We start from the raw sequence: 17486 nt of genomic DNA, 5'->3' as shown, positions 1-17486 counted from the left end.
TCCACGGTTGTCGCGGCACAATAATTGAGCATATCGCCTAAATAGAAGGCATTTACCGTCTGCAATGCCTCCCATCCGAACACTATGGCCGCAGTCGCGCCAACTCCTCTTGGTTTGCTTCGGATCGAAAACTGGACAATGCTTGATCGAATGCGGATCGGCAATCCATGAGCGATGAACTTCTCACTTCCGTCGAAATGGGCGAGGCGGACCGGCTGGCGATTGCCGCCGGTCCAGTCGCCGGCATCGGCTTGATGCGGCGCGCCGGTGAAGCGGTCGCGGCCGAGGTTTTCACCCGCTATCCCGTGGCGACCCATGTCCATGTGCTTTGCGGGCCGGGCAACAATGGCGGCGACGGTTATGTCGTCGCCCGCATCCTGGCCGACAGCGGCGTCGCCACGACGATCTGGGTGTCCGAAGCGCCGAGGCCGGAAAGCGATGCGGCGCTCGCCGCCGCGGAATGCCCGATCGCGCCTCGGCAGCTGTCCGGCTTTGAAGCCGAGCCCGGCTCGATCGTGGTCGACGCGCTTTATGGGGCAGGGCTGTCCAAGCCGCTGTCGGGCGATGCCGCCAGGGCGGTCGATATCGCCACCGACCGACGTTTGCCGGTTATCGCGGTCGATCTGCCTTCGGGCGTTTCCGGCGACAGCGGCAGGGTTTTGAGCGTCGCATTCACCGCGGCCGTCACCGTGACCTTTGCGCGCAAGAAACCCGGCCATCTGCTGCTGCCGGGCCGCGAGCAATGCGGTGCGATCGTGCTTGCCGATATAGGCATCGGCGACGACATCATTGCACGGCTCCGGTCCCGGGCGTTCGAGAACAGCCCGGCGCGCTGGCTGCGCGATTTCCCGGTGCCGGCTGTCGACGCGCACAAATACAAACGCGGCCATGTCGGTGTCTTTTCCGGCGGGCCGAGCGCCACCGGCGCGGCGCGGTTGTCGGCGCTTGCCGCGGCCCGAAGCGGGGCAGGGGCGGTGACCGTGCTGTCGCCGGGCAACGCCATGCAGGTCAATGCCGCCCATCTGACGTCGATCATGCTGCGCAAGACCGACGATGTCGCGGACATCGAGGAATTTGCCGGCGAACGCCGGCCTTCGGCCTTCGTGCTTGGACCCGGCTTTGGTGTCGGCGAAAAAACGCGGACCTTTGGGCTCGCGCTGCTCGCTGCCGGCCAGCCACGGAATTCTTCCGCACAGGTCGACGGACTTGTGTTCGATGCCGACGCGATCACCTCGTTTCGTGAGGCGCAGGACGTCTTGTTCGAAGCGGCGCGCGGGCCGAATGCGCCGGCCATGGTGATGACACCGCACGAAGGGGAGTTTGCCAGGCTGTTTCCCGACATAGCCGGTGATGACGCCTCATCCAAGCTGGACAAGGCGCGTGCGGCGGCCGCACGTGCCAATGCCATTATCGTCTACAAGGGCGCCGACACGGTGATCGCCGCGCCCGATGGCCGGGCGGCGATCAATTCCAACGGCGCGGCATGGCTTGCCACCGCCGGGTCGGGCGACGTGCTGTCGGGCATATCAGCCGGCCTGATGGCGCAAGCCATGCCGGCGTTCGAAGCAGCCTGCGCGGCGGTGTGGATCCATGCCGAGGCCGGCAGCCGGTTTGGACCGGGGCTGATTGCCGAGGATCTGCCGCTGGCGCTGGTGCCGGTTTTGCGCGAACTGGTCGAGGCACGGCGCAAGGTGCCTAACGGATGAAGCGTTTCGCGCTCACCGTTGCGGCCTTCGTCGCGCTGCTCACTTCGCATGGCGCGCGCGCCGAGCAGCCGGTGACCATCGTCGATGATCCGGCGGTTCTCGCCACCCTCGATGCCAAGGGCTTTGGCTTCGCCGGCATTTTCGCCGTCGATGGAGCGGACGACCTGAAGGCGCTCTATGACGAAGCACCCGCCTATCATGCGATCGTCGATACGGTGGCATCAGACATTGCCACATTGCGGGCCGAGATGAAGGCCGGTGGGCGCACGCTTTACGAGGTAACCGATGGCAATGTCGGCCGCATCATGGACATGCGTTGGCTGAAGACGGAGGCGGCACGCTTCCGTCTGGTCGGCGTCGTCAACCGGCTCGACCGGCGTGATTTCGCTGCCCTGGAAGGCGACAAGAGCTGTGGCGAAGTGCGTTTCATCTATCGCCTCGCCTACAGCTTCAAGAAGGGCGGCAAGGTCCTGGCCTCGCGGCTGCCGTTCAATTTCAACGCGGTCTACAGTGCTGCACCGGATGCCGATGGCGGCTGTGTTGGCGTTGCCGGACGCTGGACGCCGCAACTGGATGAGAGCATCGACGCTGGCTGGCTTGTCGGCGGGCCGCTGGAGCGGGCCGGGCTCACTTTCAAGCAGCTCGAACTCAATGCGCAGATCGTGCGCTTTACCTCCGGCCAGGAGACCGAATTCGGCGGGCAGGCAGCCTATCTCATGCGGATCTTCGGCATCGATGGGGCTGCGATCAGCGAGAAGCCGCTGGAGAACACACCTGATACCGCGCGGCTATCGCAAGATGCGGCGCTGAAGAAAGAGCTTGCCGATTATGTCAGCGCCAATGTCGCGGCGGTCGATCTCGGCGTCTACGAAATCCCGGACGAATTCCTGGCCAAAAAGGTCATCTCGTGGTCGACCTTCGGCAGCGCGCGGCAGGCCAACCATCCGTTTACGCAAATATTCCAACCCAAGGAATTCGTATCGCTCGATTATTCCTCGATGAAGCTGGTGCGCACGCCGGAGGCGCTGGTCGAGCGACTGGACAATGGCGCCTGCCAGGGCTGCCACCAGGCAGGTTCCACGGCCGGCTTCCATTTCATCGGCCTCGACGACAAGTCGACGTCGCCGCTCAACCGCATCGAGGTCGGCATCTCGCCGCATCTCCATGCCGAGATTCCCAGGCGCCAAGCCTGGCTGCGCGTAACGCAGGAAGGCAAGGAGCCGAACCGTTATCGGCCGCTGTCCTTCGCGCCGCCAGCCACCTGGGCTGATACCGGCGACGTCGACTACGCACCGGCCGAAATGGCGATGCCGTGCCTGATGCCGGACGATGCCAAGCGTTTCGGCGCGACTTGGGCATGCGGTGGCGGCACGGTCTGCACGCCGCTGGCGACCGCATCTGGCGTGCGCACCACGCTGGCGCAGTGTCTGCTGCCCAGGGAGAGCGAAAAGATGTTCTCCGGCCATCCCTGCCTGACCGGGTCGATTGCCAGCAACCAATCGCAGCCTTTCAACGATCGCTACAAAATCACCGGTCAGTTCGCCGCCTTCGCGCCGGGGATTTCGCGCACCGCCTATACCTGCCGACCGCCGAAGATCGGCGTGCCGGCCGGCATCGCCTACCGCGCCTGCGACGACAAGGACCGCGGCTTTGCCGCCTTCAAGAAGGGCAAGCCAATGCCGAACGAGATCTGCGGGTTGGTCGGCGGCAAGAAATTCGACACCTGCGTGGCGACCAACAATTTCGACCAGTGCCTCGGCGGCGCGGTCAATCGCGGCAACCGGCCGGCCTGCTCGGCCGATCATTTCTGCCGCGAGGACTATATGTGCCAATCGCTGCCGCCGGACACGCCGGGCGCCGCCAAGGTCAAAGGCATAGGCTTCTGCTCGCCGACCTATTTCATCTTCCAGATGCGCATCGACAACCATGCGACGCCCTGGGCAAGCGCTACCAGCGCCACGATGGGGGCGGGATTCGGCGCGGCGGAGGAGGAGTGAGTGTTCGACAGCTACTCTGATAGACGCTTCAGAGCGGGATGTTGTCGTGCTTCTTCCAGGGGTTCTGCATGTCCTTGTTGCGCAGCATCCGCAGCGCCCGGGCGATACGGCGGCGGGTCGAGTGCGGCATGATCACCTCGTCGACATAACCGCGCTCTGCGGCGACGAAGGGCGACAGGAAGCGATCCTCGTAAGTCTTTGTATGGGCTGCGATCTTTTCAGCGTCGCCAATGTCCTTGCGGTAGATGATTTCCACCGCGCCCCTGGCGCCCATGACAGCGATCTGCGCCGTCGGCCAGGCATAATTCATGTCGCCACGCAGATGTTTTGAGGCCATCACGTCATAGGCGCCGCCATAGGCCTTTCGGGTGATGACGGTGATCTTCGGCACGGTCGCCTCGGCATAGGCGAAGAGCAGCTTGGCGCCGTGCTTGATCAGCCCGCCATACTCCTGCGCGGTACCCGGCAGGAAGCCTGGAACGTCGACGAAGGTGACAATCGGGATCGAAAAACAATCGCAGAAGCGCACGAAGCGCGCCGCCTTGCGGCTGGCGTCGGAATCGAGCACGCCGGCCAGCACCATTGGCTGGTTGGCGACGAAGCCGACCGTGCGGCCCTCAACGCGGCCGAAACCGGTGACGATGTTCTTGGCGAAATTCTGCTGGATCTCGAAGAAGTCGCCCTCGTCGGCGACCTTCAGGATCAGTTCCTTGATGTCGTAGGGCTTGTTGGCGTTGTCGGGGATCAGGCGGTCAAGCGACAGGTCGTGGTCGGTCACCGACTGGTAACATTCGATCTCGGGAATCTCCGACGTGTTCGAAGCAGGCAGGAGATCGACCAGCCGGCGCATCTGCAGCAGCGCCTCGACATCATTGTCATAGGCGCCGTCGGCGATCGAGGATTTCGTCGTGTGGACCGAGGCGCCGCCAAGGCTTTCCGCCGTCACCGTTTCGTTAGTGACGGTCTTCACCACATCCGGCCCGGTGACGAACATGTAGGAGGTGTCGCGCACCATGAAGATGAAGTCGGTCATCGCAGGCGAATAGACGTCGCCGCCGGCGCACGGGCCCATGATCACGGAAATCTGCGGAATGACGCCGGAGGCCAGCACATTGCGCTGAAAAATCTCGGCATAGCCGCCGAGCGCGGCCACACCTTCCTGGATGCGCGCGCCGCCGGCATCGTAGAGCCCGATGATCGGCGCGCGGTTGCGCAGCGCCATCTCCTGCACCTTGATGACCTTTTCGGCGTGCGCCTCCGACAGCGAGCCGCCGAACACGGTGAAATCCTTGGCGAAGAGGTAGACCGGGCGGCCGTTGACCGTGCCCCAGCCGGTGACGACGCCGTCGCCGGCGATCTTGGTCTTTTCCATGCCGAAATCGGTCGAGCGATGCTCGACATACATGTCGAACTCCTCGAACGAACCCTCGTCGAGAAACACCTCGATGCGTTCGCGTGCGGTCAGCTTGCCCTTCTTGTGCTGGGCGTCGATGCGGGCCTGGCCACCGCCCATGCGGGCGATCTCGCGCCGGCGCTCGAGTTCCTTCAGCACATCCTTCATCACCTGGTCCCCAGAAACGGAAAAGCTGCGTTTGTGGTAATGATGCCCGCCGGGGAGCGCAAGCGTCGGCTTTAGCCGGTTTTTGCTGCGCTGCAACATGGCGCCCCTTGCATTCCGGGGCGAACTCAGCCATATGCAGCCCATAGGCGCTTGGGCCGGGAGATTCCGGCCTTCTCGACAAATGAGACTGGTTGCGTCTGTTTTCCCTCTTTCCGGTATATCGGCCCTCTTTCCGGTACATCATAAAGTGGTGAAAAAGCCCCGTGGCATGATGCCTGCGGGCACGACAGCGCAGCCGAGTGGACGATACCGTCCGCCCGCCTTGTCGTTTCATATCCAATTTTTCGACGGCAGGTTGCGCCCTGCCGCCATCGACGTTTGCGGCCAAGAAGCCGCGTGAAAGAAGATTATTTTGACCAACGAAAACACATTGCCCGGCAACGTCACTGCGGAACTCACCGGTTTCGCTGCGCTGGGAATTACCGGTGCGCTGCTCAAGGCCACCCACAATGCCGGCTTCGCCGAACCGAAGCCGATCCAGGTGCAGGCCATCCCGCCGCAGCTGGAAGGCCGTGACATTTTCGGCATCGCGCAGACGGGCTCCGGCAAGACCGCGGCCTTTGCGCTGCCGATCCTGTCGAAGATCATCGCGCTCGGTACCAAGCGGCGCGCCAAGACGACCCGCGCGCTCATCCTGGCGCCGACTCGCGAACTCGCGGTGCAGATCGAGGATACCATCAAGATCCTCGCAAAGGGCCAGCATGTCTCGACCGCACTGGTGCTGGGCGGCGTCTCGCGCTTCAGCCAGGTGAAGAAGGTTGCTCCCGGCGTCGACATCCTCATCGCCACGCCCGGCCGCTTGACCGACCTTGTGCGCGAGGGCGACCTCATCCTCTCCGACACCAAATGGCTGGTGCTGGACGAGGGCGACCGCATGCTCGACATGGGCTTCATCAACGACGTCAAGCGCATCGCCAAGGCGACCGCGCCTGACCGCCAGACGGCGCTGTTTTCGGCCACCATGCCGGACGAGATCGCCGAACTGGCCAAGGGCCTGCTGAAGAACCCCGTGCGCATCGAAGTCTCGCCGCAGAGCACCGCGGCCGCCGAGATCGTGCAGGGCGTCGTCTTCGCCCGCACCAAGCAGAAGCGCCAGGTTCTGTCGACGATGCTCGCCGACGAGGCGATGAAGTCCGTCATCATCTTTTCGCGCACCAAGCATGGCGCCGACCGGGTGACCAAGGACCTCGAGCGCGACGGCTTCAAGGCCGCCGTCATCCACGGCAACAAGTCGCAGAACGCCCGTCAGAAGGCGCTTAACGATTTCCGTGACGGATCGGTGCGCATTCTGGTCGCGACAGACATCGCCGCGCGTGGCATCGACGTGCCCGGCATCAGCCATGTCGTGAATTTCGACCTGCCGGACGAGGCTGAAAGCTACGTCCACCGCATCGGCCGCACCGGCCGCAACGGCATGGATGGCATCGCGATCACGCTTTGCGATCCTTCGGAAAACAGCAAGCTGCGCCAGGTCGAGCGCATCATCCGCACCAAGCTGCCGATCGTTGCCGACCATCTCGGCAGCCCCGATCCGCAGCGCAATCCGGCGGAAAAGAACGAGCGCTTCGAGCCCGCCAATGACCGCAACGACCGCAATGGCCGTCGCGACGGCAGGCGTCCGGGCGGCGAGAACAAGGGCAGCGGCTTCGGCAAGAAGCGTTTCGGCGACAAGCCGGCTTTCGCCGGTGAGCGCAAGCCCGAAGGCGCCAAGCCCTTCAAGGGCAACAACAAGCGCCGCTTCGGTGGCAAGCGTCCGGCGGCGCGCGCTGCCTGACTAAGCCTCGCGGCGGTCGGCCAAGCCTTGGCGCTTGGCTGGTTGCCTGACTGATAGAGAAGAGGGCGGTTGAAGCGATGCTTCAGCCGCCCTTTTTCGTCTCTACCTTACTTCGCGACCGCCTCGGCCCAGACGGCAATCCGTTGCGCCAGAAAAGCCGTGGTCGATGGCGACAGCGCATCGCCGGCAATGACATGATTGTCGGGGTCACCAGTGCTTTCGACGGGGACGAGCTCATGCGCGCCACCCCAGCGCGCGGCGATTTCGCGGGTGCGGTCAGGCCGCACCACTTTGTCCGAATCCGAGAAGATGAACAAAGCAGGGATATCAGCCTTCTCCACCGGCGCTCCATAGGCGAGTTCGGTCAGCGCCTGCATCGGCAATGTCGCGGCAACCGGATATTTGGTGGTCCAGAATTTCTCATGCAGCGCGTTGCGCGGCACGAAACTGCGTTCCCTGCCGATGACGAGTTCGGCGATCTGCTTGCCCCATGGCATGGTCAGGACCTCGGCGCCTGACGCCTTCACGCCGAAATTGGGCGAGATGAATGCAATGGCCGCCACGCCATCCGACGCGCCGGGCTGTGTTGCCGCCCACACCGCCAGCGAGCCGCCGGTCGAGGTCGAGATGACGATAACCCTGTCGCCGATCGCCCGGCCGATGGCGAGCGCCTCCTCATAGTCGTTGATCCAGGCATTGACGCTGCCCTGCGCCATTGCCGCGCCATCCTGCCCGTGACCGGTGAGGCGGGTGTAGAAGAGGTTGGCGTCGAGCTGGTCCGCGACCTCGTCGGGCAGGGGGCGGACTTCACCTTTGGAAGCGGAAAAACCGTGGATATAGACGATCGACAGCGGCGTCTTGGCATGCACCATCGGGTTGGCCCAGACGATCTCCTTCTCCAGCCCGTCACGGATACCGGGCACGGCGGCTTCCACCTTCGCCACATAGGCCTGCGGATCGTCGCCGATGGCGGAAGGATCGAAGCGGATCGTGGTGTCGACGGGAACGCGTGGACCAAGGACAATGGCAAGTGCAAGGACGACGATCAGACCCAGCACAGCAAGCACGATCCGTCGCCCCATTGCAGACTCCACGCAACAACAACAAGCCTATGGCGGTGGCCATGAACAGGCAACGGCCGCCTAGGCGGCCAAACCACCAATCCTGTGGGCATCCTATTTGTTCGGCGGTTTGCGCTCGTAATGCAGCGGCCGCGCCTTCCAGCTGGTCGTCAAGCTGATCACCCATCGGCACACAGGTCGGGGCAACAGGGCAAGAAATTTCAGCGGCCAGCTGGTGCGGTACGGAAAGGTGACTTCGAAGCCACCGGATTTGATTGCCTTCACCATGCGGCGCGTCGCTCGGCTGACCGGCATCAGGCCTGGCATCGGCAGCATGTTCTTTTCAGTCAGCGGCGTGTCGACAAAACCGGGGTTTATAACCTGGACGCGGATGTTCATCTTGTCGAAGTCGTACTTCAGTGACTCTGCCAGGATGTTGATCGCCGCCTTGGTGCCGCCATAGGCGGCGGTGGTTGGCCAGCCGAAATAGGCGGTGACCGATCCCACCAGCACGACATGGCCGCGTGATCGCACGCGCATATGCTCCACGACCGGCACCAGCCCGTTGATGATGCCGAAATAATTGACCTCGAAGGACTTGCGAAAGTCCTTGACGACGAGAGCCTCTCCGGGCGTGGAGATGTAGTTTCCGGCATTGAAGACGGCGAGCACGATCGGGCCGAGCTCGTTCTCGATCGCGGAGACCGTTCTTGCCATGCGCGGTTCGTCGGTCACGTCGCAGGGAAAAGCGGTGACGCTGCCGGGCATCTGCGCGGTCTCGACAATGAGCGTATCGATCGGATCGTCGTCCAGTGCGGTTACCGCCACCGCGTAGCCCTGGGACGCCAGATCCCTGGCCAGCGAGCGGCCAATGCCGCTGCTGCCGCCCGTGACCCAGGCGACGCCGTGTTTCGGATCGGCCCGATAGAGTGTCATGCTGCGCCCTGCCGAGTTTGTTGGTGCTTTGCTCTAGCGGTCAGGAAATCGAATGAAAAGAGTGCTTCTCGACGTCGGGTGCAAATGAACTGTGCGATACCGAGCCCGGCCTCGGGAACGCCAATGCAACGCAATGCTGGAAATGCGACTGGACCAGGCGAATTCTTGCCTTGAAACCGCAGCGTCGGGTTTCTAGGGTTTCGGCGCACGCACACAAGGAATCCTGAATGCCCCGTTCTGTGATCGACGCGATCGGCAACACGCCTCTGATCCGCCTCAACAAGGCTTCTGAAGAAACCGGCTGCGAGATCCTGGGCAAGGCCGAGTTCATGAATCCGGGCCAATCGGTCAAGGATCGCGCCGGCCTGTTCATCATTCGTGACGCCGAACAGCGCGGCTTGTTGAAGCCGGGCGGTGTCATCGTCGAGGGGACGGCCGGCAATACCGGCATCGGCCTGACGCTGGTCGCCAAGGCGCTGGGGTATCGCACCGTCATCGTCATCCCGGACACGCAGAGCCAGGAAAAGAAGGATACGATCCGGTTACTCGGCGCCGAGCTGATCGAGGTGCCGGCCGTGCCCTACAGGAACCCCAACAATTATGTGAAACTGTCAGGGCGGCTGGCCGAGCAGATGGCCAGGAGCGAGCCGAACGGCGCCATATGGGCCAACCAGTTCGACAATGTCGCCAACCGTGACGGCCATATCCGGACCACGGCGGAGGAAATCTGGAGCCAGACCGGCGGCAAGGTCGATGGTTTCGTCTCGGCGGTGGGATCCGGTGGAACGCTTGCCGGCGTTGCCTTCGGGCTGAAGGCCAAGAGCAAGGATGTGAAGATCGCGCTCGCTGATCCACTGGGGGCCGCGCTCTACAGTTTCTACACCAGCGGCGAATTGAAGTCGGAGGGCAGCTCGATCACCGAAGGTATCGGGCAGGGGCGCATCACCGCCAATCTCGAAGGGTTCACGCCGGACTTCTCTTTCCAGATCAGGGACGAGGACGCATTGCCGATCGTCTTCGATCTCATTCAGGAAGAAGGTCTTTGCGTCGGCGGCTCGACCGGCATCAACATTGCCGGCGCGATCAGGCTGGCCCGGGAATTGGGCCCCGGCCATACCATCGTGACCATTCTTTGCGACTACGGCACACGCTATCAATCGAAGCTGTTCAACCCGGAATTCCTGCGCGAGAAGAACCTTCCCGTGCCAGGCTGGATGGAACTGCAGAGCAAGATTTCGGTGCCGTTCGAAAAGGTCTCGTGATGGCGCACAAAACGGTAGCGCTGTTTCGCGACGATGCCTACCTGCGCACGGCGGATGCGACGGTTGTTGCCGTCAATGATCGTGGCGGCATCATTCTCGACCGGACGATCTTCTACGCCACCTCGGGTGGACAGCCGGGCGACACCGGTTATCTCGAACGCGCCGACGGCAGCCGCATCGCCATTGCCGCCACCATCACGGGTGAGACCAAGGACGAGATCATCCATGTGCCGGCGCCCGAGCAGGCCATCCTGGCGGCTGGCGAGAAGGTCAAACTCGCCATCGACTGGGAACGCCGGCACCTGTTGATGCGCATGCACGCGGCCTGTCACCTGCTCACAGTCGTTTGCCCGTTCCCGATCACGGGTGCAGCGGTTTCCGAGGACGACAGCCGTGTCGATTTCGACATTCCGGACGCCAGTTTCAGCAAGGAAGAGGTGACCGCGAGCCTGATGGATCTGGTGCGAGCCGATCATCCGATTTTCACCAGGCTGATCAGCGACGAGGAACTCGCCGCGAACCCCGGCCTGGTGAAGTCCAAGAACGTCCGGCCGCCGGTCGGTACCGGCAGGATCCGCCTGGTCTGCATCGGTGAGAATGGCACGGTCGACAGCCAGCCCTGCGGCGGCACGCATGTGAAAAGCACCGGCGAAATCGGCGAAATCCACATAGGCAAGATCGAGAAGAAAGGCCGTGAGAACAGACGCTTCCGCATCCGCTTCGGCCCGATGCCGGCCGCCTGACACACAACCCTTTACCTTACCCGGGATAGAGAGAACCAAAATGGCCGAAGACAGTCCTTTTATCGTCGACGCGGACTGGCTGCAGGGGCGCCTGGGCGAGCCCGGCCTGACAATCGTGGACGCATCCTGGTATTTGCCGGCGCAGAAGCGCGACGCGCGTGCCGAGTATCAATCAGCCCACATCCCCGGCGCCCGCTTCCTGGACCAGGATGTGGTTTCGGATCCTGATGCTACCTTGCCGCATACGCTGCCGTCGCCTCGGCATTTCGCGCAATATGTCGGAGCGATGGGCGTCTCGGCCGACGACACCATCGTCATTTATGACGGTCCGGGGTTCTTCTCGGCACCCCGGGCATGGTGGATGTTCCGCATCATGGGTGTTTTCCAGGTCTACGTTCTCGACGGCGGCTTCGACGGTTGGAAAGCGGCCGGGCGGCCGGTCACGGCCGAGCCGACTAGGATCGCGCCGAGTGTGTTCCACGCCGATTTCGACGCAGGTCGCGTCGCCAGCCTCGCCGACATGCGCCGGATCGTCGAGACCGGCGCCAGCCAGATTGCCGATGCCCGTGGACCAGGCCGCTTCACCGGTGCCGAGCCCGAACCCCGTGCCGGTATCCGTTCAGGCCATATGCCGGGCGCGCGCAATGTGCCGTATTCCGCACTGTCGGAGAGTGGTTCGCTGCTGTCGAAGGACCGTTTGCGCAAGGTGATCGAGGACGCCGGCATTGACCTGTCGAAGCCCATCGTCACATCTTGCGGCTCCGGCGTCACCGCGGCGGTGATTACGCTTGCCCTGGAGACGCTTGGCCACACCGACAACAGGCTCTATGACGGCTCATGGACCGAGTGGGGCGGGCTCTCCGACACGCCTGTGGCAACTGGCCCCGCGACGACCGGCCCAGCGAAAACTGGCAAGGAATGAACGCGATGGAAAACGGCGTGCTGCAGGACATTGAAGTCACGGTGACTTTTCTCGAAATGCATGCCCCTCCTGCCGTCTCGCCGCCAGTGCCCTACAACCGCCAGGTCGCGCTTTTGAAGACCAGGGACATTCCCTTGCATTTCTATCGCTACCTGATGGACCGGGTGGGGCGCAAATGGCACTGGGTGAATGTTCTCAGGCTGAATGACGATGAACTTTCGGCCGGCATCCACCGTGAGGATCGCGATATCAGGGTGCTTTATCTCGACGGCGCGCCGGCAGGTTTCTTCGACATCAAGCCGCATCTGCCGGAGGAAGTCGAACTTGCCTATTTCGGCATGATGGAACATGCCACCGGGCAGGGCCTCGGCCGCTGGTTCCTGGGTTCGGCGATTGCGGCCGCGTGGTCATATGGGCCAAAACGGGTGACGGTGCAGACCTGTACGCTTGACCATCCGGCGGCACTCCCACTTTACCAGAAGCTCGGTTTCAGGCCGGTCGCGCAGAAGAAGGAGGTCGTGCACCCGTTGCCTTTCGCCGAGCGTTCGGCCAGCGTCATGCGGCCGTGACACCAGCGGGAATCTGAACCTTTCGTTCATCGGCGCTTCAGCCTGCCTTTGGCATGTTGCCCGCATCATCAATGCGGCAGAGGCCGAAGGAGAAAAGATATGCTGACACGCCGTACACTGGCCGCTGCGCTGATCGCTGCGATTGCCATGCCGAGCCTTGCCGCCGCGCAAGCGACGACGCCTTCCGCCGCGACGATCGAGCGCAAGCTCGAGGCGGCGCCCCGGGTGAAGCTGCGGCCGAACGAGCGCGTCACCATTCGCGAATTCAAGCGCCGGCCGGATCTGCGCCGCATGGCGCGCTCGATCGACATCCAGTCGATCAATTTCGCCTTCGGCTCGGCGGCCATTTCCAGTTCGCAATACGACAAGATCGAGACCATCGCCAATGCGCTTCGGCGCATCCTGCGCCGCGATCCCGGTGCGCGCGTGCTGATCGAGGGGCATACCGATGCGGTCGGATCCTTTCAGTCGAACCAGATCCTGTCCGAGCAGCGCGCCGCCTCGCTGAAGCGCACGCTGGTGCGTGAATTCGGCGTACCGGGCTATGCCCTGGAAACCGTCGGCTATGGCGAGGAGTTCCTGCTCGTGCCAACGCAGAACGAAAACTGGCAGAATCGCAGGGTGACTCTGCGGCGCTTCGACGATTTCATCCGCTGATTCGGGGTTTCGCTGCTTTATCTGGCCGGCTTATTTCATAGATCGGGTGCGATCACGCTGCTTGGTATGAGGGGATCGATCGCCGACATCGGATCGGTCCCCTCGATCCTTGGCAAGAATCGGGTGGGACGCATCGGCCAGAGCCGATAATTTCCGGTCGACGAGCCGGAGATCTCCATGATGACCATTCAGTTCAAGGCGCTACCCACCGAACATGTCAGAGCCCTGCAGCGCGGTGGACCCGATGCTTACGGCCACACGCCAGAGCGGAACATCTCCGACGGCGATGGCATGCCTTGCCGGCACTGTCTCAAGAATATCGCAGCCGGCGACGCCTATCTTGTCCTGGCTTTCCGTCCATTCCCGGATCTTCAACCCTATGCCGAGACCGGCCCGATCTTCCTGCATGCCGAAGAATGCGAGAGCGCGGCCGAGACAGATGCGCTACCTGAAATCCTCGAAAGTCCGGACTATATCGTGCGCGGCTATGGCAGGGACGACCGTATCGTCTACGGCAGCGGCGGCGTCATCCCAACCAACGCGATAGCCGCCCGGGCCAAAGCCTTGTTCGAGCGCGATGATATCGCCTATGTCCACGTTCGTTCGGCGCGCAACAATTGCTATCAGTGTCGCATCGAACGGGCCTGAGCCGCGAGAATTGTCGCCAGGAATTCTGTCGTACTCCCGTCGCATAGATACGATAAAAAGCGATTGTCGATCGATTGGCCGACCGCGGATGAACCGGCGGCAATCTCGATATCGAGGAAGCGGGGCTTTGGCTCCGCTTTTTTGTTGCCGTTCAGCACGAAAGTCTTCAACGCAAAGAAAAAAGCCCGCCGGCTGGGCCGACGGGCTGCAACTATTGCCTGGAGGGCCTTTTAGTTGAACTTGTACTTCAAGCCCAGACGCACGGTCTGGAACGAAGGGGTATCTTCCAAGATGCCGTCGGAGCCGAAATCTTCCTTCGCATACTGCGAATAGCGGTATTCGAGGCCAACGGTCATATTGTTGGAAACGGCCGTTTCAAGACCACCGCCAACCGAGAAGCCACTGGAACCCCAGTCGTAGATATCGCCGCTGGGGCCGCCAGGTGCGGATGCATGCAGATTGAAGTGCTGCCAGCTATAGCCGCCGATCACATAGGCAAGCGTCGACTCGTTGACCTTGGCGCCGACTCGGGCGAGCGCATCGAATCCATAGTCGGCGTCACCCTTGATCGATCCGCCGAAAATATCGAGCTTGGTCCGGATGCCTGAGTAGCGACCGTCAAGCTGGACACCGGCGACCCAGGTGCCGAAATCATGGTCGTAGCCAACGCTGCCTTCACCGAAGACACCTTCGCCCCCGATGCCGTTCAGCTCAAGTGCGCCGCCGAGCGTCAGATCATGCACCATTGTGCCGGCGCCAAGTGCGCCACCAACATAGAAGCCGGTCCAGTTGTAGGCCGGAGCTGCGAAAGAAGCGCCGCTGCCATTCTGAGCGCCAAAGCGATAGTTGGCAGCAACATGGAATGTGTGCGTTGATGGCTCAACATTCAGCGAAGCGCCGCCGAGATCAAGAACCGACTTGTCGCCGTAGTCGGCATAACGATATTCGGTCTTGAGCGTCCAGTTGCCGCGCAGCACGGTTTCCATACCGACGCCAAGAACATAGCCGCCGCGGTTCTCGGTGAATTCGAGCCCATCGGCGTCTCCAGACCCGTCCAGCTTGAAATGCTGCCAGCTATAGCCGCCGAGCACATAGCCGAGCGTGCTCGGATTGAGGAGATAGCCGGCGCGCAGGCCGACGTCGAAGCCGTAGGAATTCGTGAGGTCGATATCGGCACCCGGAACGCTCAGCGAAGGGCCGATATTGCCGTAGTTGGCATCGATGAAACCGCCGAGCAGGAAACGCTCGTTGACCATGTAATCATAGCCGGCGGTCAGTTCGCCGAACACGCCGTTCCCACCGATGCCGTTGAAGCTTGTATCCGGAGCGCTGACCTTGTGCACGGTCGCGCCAAAGCCGCCGCCGATGCCGATATAAGCACCGCTCCAGTTGAAACCGCTTGCCTCGACCGGCTGTACGACGTCTGCCGCATGGGCCGCGGACATCAAAGCCACGACAGAAACAGCACCGAGGAGAAAAGATTTCGCGGAAACGCGAGTAAGCATAGCCCGTACCCCTAATAATAAACCCGAGCTGTTCCTAACAGGGAGTCGGTCAATTTGGGTATGACAAAAATGCAACAGTTTCGAGCAACCTGCCTCTGCAGCTGACAGCGATCTGTCGGGTAACCAGGCTGTCGGCCAAGATAGGCAGCAAAAAGCCCGCCGGAGAGAACCGGCGGGCAACAATCGTAAGTTGACTTTTTCTGGGTGTATTACGCGGCCAGAACGGCTTTCGGCTCAGCCAGTTCGTAGCCGAGCGCCTCAGCGACCGCCCGGTTGGTGATCTTGCCCTTGTGGACGTTGAGGCCGTTGCGCAAATGATGGTCGTCGACCAGCGCCTTCAGGCCCTTGTCGGCGAGCTGCAGGCCGTAGTGCAGAGTCGCGTTGTTGAGGGCATGGGCCGAGGTGACCGGCACGGCACCTGGCATGTTGGCGACGCAATAGTGGATAACGCCATCGACCTCGTAGGTCGGCTCGGCGTGAGTCGTCGCATGCGAGGTTTCGAAGCAGCCACCCTGGTCGATGGCGACGTCGACCAGCACGGAGCCCTTCTTCATGCCGGACAGCATTTCGCGGGTGACCAGCTTGGGTGCCGCGGCACCCGGGATCAGCACGGCGCCGACGACGATGTCGGCTGAGAAGCATTCTTCCTCGAGCGCCTCGACGGTGGAGTAGCGGGTGTGCACACGGCCGGCGAAAAGGTCGTCGAGCTGGCGCAGGCGCGGGATCGAGCGGTCGATGATGGTGACGTCGGCGCCAAGACCCGCAGCCATGCGGGCGGCATGCAGGCCGACGACGCCGCCGCCGAGCACGGTGACCTTGCCGGGAAGCACGCCGGGCACGCCGCCGAGCAGCACGCCACGGCCGCCATTGGCCTTCTGCAGCGCCGTGGCGCCGGCCTGGATCGACAGGCGGCCGGCGACTTCCGACATCGGCGCCAGCAGCGGCAGGCCGCCACGATCATCGGTCACGGTTTCGTAGGCGATCGCGGTCACGCCCGAAGCGAGCAGGCCCTTGGTCTGCTCCGGATCCGGAGCCAGGTGCAGATAGGTGTACAGGATCTGGCCGTCGCGCAGCTGCGCCCACTCATTGGGCTGCGGCTCCTTGACCTTGACGATCATGTCCGACTTGGCGAACACGTCGGCGGCGGTCTTGGCGATGGTGGCGCCGGCGGCGCGATAGGCGTTGTCATCGGCGCCAATGCCGGCACCGGCACCGGCCTCGACCAGCACTTCGTGGCCGTGCGCCACATATTCGCGGACCGAGCCGGGCGTGAGGCCGACACGGTATTCGTGGTTCTTGATTTCCTTGGGGCAGCCGACGCGCATTGTCTTCTCCTGATCCGGGCCCTTTTGGGCTCACTCCCTGTATCGCCTGAGTGAACCACGAATCGGCGCGCAAGTGTTTGCGAATGCGCTTGCGCGGACAGGCAGGTTTCGATAATTGTTGCGAAAAATGGCCAGATGTTCGCAGGATTCACGAAAAATGCCGCTCGACAGGATCGATATCGCCATTCTCGAGACATTGCAGAAGGATGGCAGGATACCCAATGCGGCGCTCGCCGAGAAGGTTGGCCTGTCGCAGTCGGCCTGTTCGCGCCGGCTCGACAATCTGGAAAAATCCGGCACAATTCGCGGCTACCACGCCCGGCTTTCCAATGCGGCACTCGGTCATCAGATGACGGCGATCGTGCATATATCGCTATCGGGCCAGTTCGAGAAGACGCTGTCGGATTTCGAGGCGGCGATCAAGCGTTGCCCCAACGTGCTGTCCTGCCACCTGATGTCGGGCGAATACGATTACATCCTGCGCATCGCGGCAAAGGACCTTGTCGACTATGAGCGCATCCACAAGGAATGGCTGTCGGCCATGCCGCATGTCACCAAGATCAACTCGTCCTTTGCCTTGCGTGAAATCGTCGACCGCACCGCCATGGGCATGAAGCCGGAAATGGCTTGAACTCGAAACGGCTGGCCGCTTCGTCATCCGCGGGCGGAGCAAGGAGCGAAGCGACGCGGCGCAGACCCCTGGAACTGCTCCGCAGCCCAAGGGATCCATGCCGGGATTCCGGAGCGTTACTACGGTGCA

At 62.6% G+C, this 17486-nt stretch carries 15 protein-coding genes; 10 read left to right on the top strand and 5 right to left on the bottom strand.

All coding sequences use genetic code 11. The annotated features are described in order from the left end of the window. Positions 1-167: 167 nt before the first annotated feature. Together FJ977_RS19940 and FJ977_RS19935 are read left to right on the top strand one after the other, a co-directional pair. Positions 168-1706, top strand: a complete 1539-nt coding sequence (locus FJ977_RS19940; RefSeq protein ID WP_140773898.1) for an NAD(P)H-hydrate dehydratase — start codon at positions 168-170, stop codon at positions 1704-1706. After that, on the top strand, positions 1703-3703 hold the full coding sequence (locus FJ977_RS19935; RefSeq protein WP_140773897.1) for a hypothetical protein: 2001 nt from the start codon (positions 1703-1705) through the stop codon (positions 3701-3703). Before FJ977_RS19940 ends, FJ977_RS19935 begins: the two co-directional genes overlap by 4 nt. A gap of 28 nt (positions 3704-3731) precedes the next feature. Here the strand turns inward: FJ977_RS19935 and FJ977_RS19930 are convergent, their stop codons facing one another. Next, positions 3732-5264, bottom strand: coding sequence for an acyl-CoA carboxylase subunit beta (locus tag FJ977_RS19930; RefSeq protein ID WP_056568004.1), 1533 nt, complete (start codon positions 5262-5264; stop codon positions 3732-3734). A gap of 412 nt (positions 5265-5676) precedes the next feature. On the opposite strand from FJ977_RS19930, the gene FJ977_RS19925 reads away from it, so the two are divergent. Then, complete coding sequence (locus tag FJ977_RS19925) at positions 5677-7098, top strand: DEAD/DEAH box helicase (RefSeq protein ID WP_140773896.1); 1422 nt, start codon at positions 5677-5679, stop codon at positions 7096-7098. Positions 7099-7205: 107 nt separating this feature from the next. Here FJ977_RS19925 and FJ977_RS19920 read toward each other — a convergent pair whose 3' ends face one another. Both FJ977_RS19920 and FJ977_RS19915 read right to left on the bottom strand, forming a co-directional pair. Continuing rightward, on the bottom strand, positions 7206-8180 hold the full coding sequence (locus FJ977_RS19920) for an alpha/beta fold hydrolase (RefSeq protein WP_140773895.1): 975 nt from the start codon (positions 8178-8180) through the stop codon (positions 7206-7208). Between the two features lie 93 nt (positions 8181-8273). Continuing rightward, on the bottom strand, positions 8274-9095 hold the full coding sequence (locus FJ977_RS19915; RefSeq protein ID WP_140773894.1) for an SDR family oxidoreductase: 822 nt from the start codon (positions 9093-9095) through the stop codon (positions 8274-8276). A gap of 227 nt (positions 9096-9322) precedes the next feature. On the opposite strand from FJ977_RS19915, the gene FJ977_RS19910 reads away from it, so the two are divergent. From FJ977_RS19910 to FJ977_RS19885, 6 genes are all read left to right on the top strand, one after another. Continuing rightward, entirely contained in the window at positions 9323-10357 is a 1035-nt protein-coding gene (locus tag FJ977_RS19910; protein ID WP_140773893.1) for a cysteine synthase A, read from the top strand. After that, on the top strand, positions 10357-11100 hold the full coding sequence (locus FJ977_RS19905) for an alanyl-tRNA editing protein (RefSeq protein ID WP_140773892.1): 744 nt from the start codon (positions 10357-10359) through the stop codon (positions 11098-11100). Before FJ977_RS19910 ends, FJ977_RS19905 begins: the two co-directional genes overlap by 1 nt. Before the next feature lie 40 nt (positions 11101-11140). Beyond that, positions 11141-12022: a 3-mercaptopyruvate sulfurtransferase gene (gene sseA / locus FJ977_RS19900; protein WP_140773891.1), complete on the top strand. Its 882-nt coding sequence runs from the start codon at positions 11141-11143 to the stop codon at positions 12020-12022. Between the two features lie 5 nt (positions 12023-12027). After that, a complete protein-coding gene (locus tag FJ977_RS19895) occupies positions 12028-12591 on the top strand; it encodes a GNAT family N-acetyltransferase (protein WP_140773977.1) in 564 nt (187 codons plus the stop codon). A 99-nt stretch (positions 12592-12690) separates the two neighbouring features. After that, positions 12691-13248 (top strand): OmpA family protein, encoded by a 558-nt coding sequence (locus FJ977_RS19890; protein ID WP_140773890.1) that lies wholly within the window; start codon positions 12691-12693, stop codon positions 13246-13248. Positions 13249-13428: 180 nt separating this feature from the next. Next, a complete protein-coding gene (locus FJ977_RS19885; protein ID WP_140773976.1) occupies positions 13429-13896 on the top strand; it encodes a DUF1203 domain-containing protein in 468 nt (155 codons plus the stop codon). Between the two features lie 230 nt (positions 13897-14126). On the opposite strand, the gene FJ977_RS19880 is transcribed toward FJ977_RS19885, so the two are convergent. Both FJ977_RS19880 and ald read right to left on the bottom strand, forming a co-directional pair. Beyond that, positions 14127-15401 carry an outer membrane beta-barrel protein gene (locus FJ977_RS19880; RefSeq protein ID WP_181179984.1) on the bottom strand — a complete coding sequence of 425 codons (1275 nt, stop codon included), beginning with the start codon at positions 15399-15401 and terminating at the stop codon, positions 14127-14129. A gap of 209 nt (positions 15402-15610) precedes the next feature. After that, on the bottom strand, positions 15611-16726 hold the full coding sequence (ald, locus tag FJ977_RS19875) for an alanine dehydrogenase (protein WP_140773889.1): 1116 nt from the start codon (positions 16724-16726) through the stop codon (positions 15611-15613). 157 nt (positions 16727-16883) lie between these two features. Between ald and FJ977_RS19870 the strand changes: the two genes are divergently transcribed. After that, the gene (locus tag FJ977_RS19870) at positions 16884-17357 is read left to right on the top strand and encodes an Lrp/AsnC family transcriptional regulator (protein ID WP_010909317.1); all 474 of its coding nucleotides are present in this window, start codon (positions 16884-16886) and stop codon (positions 17355-17357) included. The last annotated feature ends 129 nt before the right edge of the window (positions 17358-17486 follow it).

The organism is Mesorhizobium sp. B2-1-3A (genome assembly GCF_006442655.1).
GTDB lineage: Bacteria > Pseudomonadota > Alphaproteobacteria > Rhizobiales > Rhizobiaceae > Mesorhizobium.
Note: the sequence above shows the minus strand (reverse complement) of the source record. Positions and strands in the feature narration are given on the sequence as shown.

Excerpts from the sequence above, each read along its gene's own strand:
- FJ977_RS19940 (WP_140773898.1), top strand. The coding sequence starts at position 168 with ATGAGCGATGAACTTCTCACTTCCGTCGAAATGGGCGAGGCGGACCGG.
- FJ977_RS19935 (WP_140773897.1), top strand. The coding sequence starts at position 1,703 with ATGAAGCGTTTCGCGCTCACCGTTGCGGCCTTCGTCGCGCTGCTCACT.
- FJ977_RS19930 (WP_056568004.1), bottom strand. The coding sequence starts at position 5,264 with ATGAAGGATGTGCTGAAGGAACTCGAGCGCCGGCGCGAGATCGCCCGC.
- FJ977_RS19920 (WP_140773895.1), bottom strand. The coding sequence starts at position 8,180 with ATGGGGCGACGGATCGTGCTTGCTGTGCTGGGTCTGATCGTCGTCCTT.
- FJ977_RS19915 (WP_140773894.1), bottom strand. The coding sequence starts at position 9,095 with ATGACACTCTATCGGGCCGATCCGAAACACGGCGTCGCCTGGGTCACG.
- FJ977_RS19910 (WP_140773893.1), top strand. The coding sequence starts at position 9,323 with ATGCCCCGTTCTGTGATCGACGCGATCGGCAACACGCCTCTGATCCGC.
- FJ977_RS19905 (WP_140773892.1), top strand. The coding sequence starts at position 10,357 with ATGGCGCACAAAACGGTAGCGCTGTTTCGCGACGATGCCTACCTGCGC.
- sseA (WP_140773891.1), top strand. The coding sequence starts at position 11,141 with ATGGCCGAAGACAGTCCTTTTATCGTCGACGCGGACTGGCTGCAGGGG.
- FJ977_RS19895 (WP_140773977.1), top strand. The coding sequence starts at position 12,028 with ATGGAAAACGGCGTGCTGCAGGACATTGAAGTCACGGTGACTTTTCTC.
- FJ977_RS19890 (WP_140773890.1), top strand. The coding sequence starts at position 12,691 with ATGCTGACACGCCGTACACTGGCCGCTGCGCTGATCGCTGCGATTGCC.
- FJ977_RS19885 (WP_140773976.1), top strand. The coding sequence starts at position 13,429 with ATGACCATTCAGTTCAAGGCGCTACCCACCGAACATGTCAGAGCCCTG.
- FJ977_RS19880 (WP_181179984.1), bottom strand. The coding sequence starts at position 15,401 with ATGCTTACTCGCGTTTCCGCGAAATCTTTTCTCCTCGGTGCTGTTTCT.
- ald (WP_140773889.1), bottom strand. The coding sequence starts at position 16,726 with ATGCGCGTCGGCTGCCCCAAGGAAATCAAGAACCACGAATACCGTGTC.
- FJ977_RS19870 (WP_010909317.1), top strand. The coding sequence starts at position 16,884 with ATGCCGCTCGACAGGATCGATATCGCCATTCTCGAGACATTGCAGAAG.